The sequence below is a fragment of the Salipiger aestuarii genome (genome assembly GCF_003259905.1).
Lineage (GTDB): Bacteria > Pseudomonadota > Alphaproteobacteria > Rhodobacterales > Rhodobacteraceae > Salipiger > Salipiger aestuarii.
In genome coordinates, this window is the sequence record NZ_QLMG01000106.1 from 1 (window position 1) to 2,419 (window position 2,419).

Genomic DNA, 2,419 nt, shown 5'->3' on the forward strand with positions numbered 1-2,419 from the left:
CATGTCGCTCTCCCGTCCCGCGCCTCGGTCAAAACCCAGCGTGCCATGAAAAGCGCTGACCGACGAGGGGCTATGTGATCATCCGGGATGGAACATCTACATCGAACATAAGGTTTCCGGGGGCCGGCCGGTATGCTCGTCAATATGGCGGCCAGGTTCTGACGAAACGCAGAGACATCCGCCGAGGAATTGTCGCCACCCAGCCACGCCTCCTCTCCATCCAAGACCTGCTCGGCGCGTTTGAGAGCTTCAATGGCCTTTTTTGTTACGTCTTTGCCATGCTGAGACTTGTCGAGATACCAAATAGGTCCCTCGTCATCGTTATAGATCAGACTCGCAGCGAAATATGACTCGGCGCAGAGAAGTGGAATGCGAAGGTACTCTTCGAGGATATCGTCTATAAGCTTCACTTTTTCAGCGTGAGCTTGCCGGTAAAGATTCACATCGGGAGTAGAGAAATGGGCTTTATAGTTGCTCCAATGTCGGCGCGCTATGCGGGTGCGCTTCTCACGTGAAATCCGGTAAAGCCGTGCTGCCTCGTCATCCATCGCCGGTTCCTCCATGAACATGCTCACACCAATCTGTCATTAGGGTTCGACGGCGCTGAAGAAGGTCCGATCGAGCATAGGCTCTCTCAACTTCAGACCCAACTTTGTGGCCCAAACTTAGCTCAGCGACCTCGCGCGGATGGTTGCCAACCTCGGCTGCCCAATCCCGAAACGCCGAGCGGAACCCATGGACGGTCACATCCTCAATCTTCATTCGCCGCAAAAGCATCAACATGGACATATTGGAGAGGGGTTTGTGGCGGCGTTGTCCCTCAAAAACGCAGTTGGCACGGAGCGCCTTGAGTGGATCGATGATCTCCAGCATTTGGGCCGTTAGCGGAACGCGATGTTGGGAACCAGTTTTGGTTCGCGCTTCGGGTATCGTCCAAGTTTGCTCATCGAAGTCAAATTCTTCCCAGACTGCTTGGAGGACCTCACTGGTCCGGCATCCTGTCAGGCAGGTGAACATCAATGCCTTAGCCGCCATACCACCTTGCCGAGAAAGCTGCGCGTAGAACGCCGGGACGTCCTGCCAGCGCATCGCGTTGTGGTGCTTCACCTTCGCCTTCACTCGCGGCAGGACACGAGCGTCCATGACGACCGTCACGGGATTCTCTCCTTCGCGGAAGCCGCGTGAGCGGGCGACGTCCAGAACCGCCTTCATGCGTTGTGCGACACGACGAGCGGTCTCATGCTTCTCGGTCCAGATAGGGGAGAGGACCTGCAAGACCTCTGGCTGATCAATCTCAGACACAGGCAAGCGGCCGATCTTGGGGAAGGCGTAATCTGCGAGCGTGTTGATCCACTGCTGACCGTGCTTCGGGTTCTTCCAGGTCGGCAGACGCTCGATATGGACCTGACGCGCGACCTCCTCGAAGCATGGTACCTCCTTGTCGCGATGGTACTTCGGGTTCAGCCCCTGCTTGGCGAGGCGCCGGTATTCAAGCGCTCGCTCTCGGGCGACTGTCAGGGTTATGATGTCAGCGCCGAAGTCCGTTCGGTTGGGCTTTCCTTGGCGGTTGCGCTGCCCCTTCACTGTGACCCGCACGATCCACCGGCGGGCACCGGATGGGTCAACCACGAGGTAGAGGCCGTTGCCGTCGCCGTGCCGCCCCGGGCCGAGGGTGCGGACAAGATTCTTGGTTAGTTTGCCGGAGGTGTAGGCCATCAGACGTACCACCTTTCATACCACGGAACGAATAGAACCGAGCGCAATCGAAGTGAAACGAACGCAACCAACGAACGAGAATAAGCGCATAAGTCCATAGACTTATACGCTATCAAGCGCCCCAAGGCCATTCAATGAAAATGGTAGCTGGCGGAGACGATGGGATTCGAACCCACGAGACCCTTCCGGGCCTACTCCCTTAGCAGGGGAGCGCCTTCGACCACTCGGCCACGTCTCCACTGACCCGTTTAGAGGGGCATGACGCGAGAAACAAGGCGAAAATCGCACTTTTTCCGCTGCTCATGTCACATGCATCATATTACATATGTTCACCAATATCGCCGAAAAAGCCCCAGGTGTTTGGCAACGATTTGTCAACGGCGACTGCTTCGGCCGCAGGGATTTGACTGCCAACAAGGTTCTGTTCAAGCTGCCGTTGAGGCAGACCACGGGCATGGTGGCCAGCCGGCTGCAGATGGCCGGGCTGGACTGGCCTGTACCGGACTATTCCACCCTGTGCCGCAGGCAGAAGACCCTTGCTGTTCAGATCGCCTGTCGGCGTGCCGATGGTCCGCTCAACCTGCTGGTGCCCTCTCGGGACATTGCTGCGCAATGCACTGCCGGGCAGTGGACAGCACCGGGATCAAGTTCCTCGGCGACGGGGCCCTCTCATGGTTTGCAGGCAAACCACTGCCGGGTAACA

At 57.6% G+C, this 2,419-nt stretch carries 2 protein-coding genes, 1 tRNA gene and 1 pseudogene; 1 reads left to right on the top strand and 3 read right to left on the bottom strand.

Annotated features, from left to right (window positions below; translation table 11 throughout):
- The 3 genes from ATI53_RS22640 to ATI53_RS22650 form a co-directional block, all read right to left on the bottom strand.
- On the bottom strand, positions 1–548 hold a 548-nt coding region (locus ATI53_RS22640), incomplete at its 3' end, for a hypothetical protein (RefSeq protein WP_146610011.1).
- The gene (locus ATI53_RS22645; RefSeq protein WP_111551435.1) at positions 541–1,716 is read right to left on the bottom strand and encodes a tyrosine-type recombinase/integrase; all 1,176 of its coding nucleotides are present in this window, start codon (positions 1,714–1,716) and stop codon (positions 541–543) included. The genes ATI53_RS22645 and ATI53_RS22640, both read right to left, overlap by 8 nt.
- A 148-nt stretch (positions 1,717–1,864) precedes the next feature.
- Positions 1,865–1,954: transfer RNA gene (locus ATI53_RS22650), tRNA-Ser, on the bottom strand.
- A gap of 177 nt (positions 1,955–2,131) precedes the next feature.
- Here ATI53_RS22650 and ATI53_RS24570 point away from each other — a divergent pair.
- Positions 2,132–2,419 (top strand): annotated as a pseudogene (locus tag ATI53_RS24570) (transposase); the annotation flags it as partial.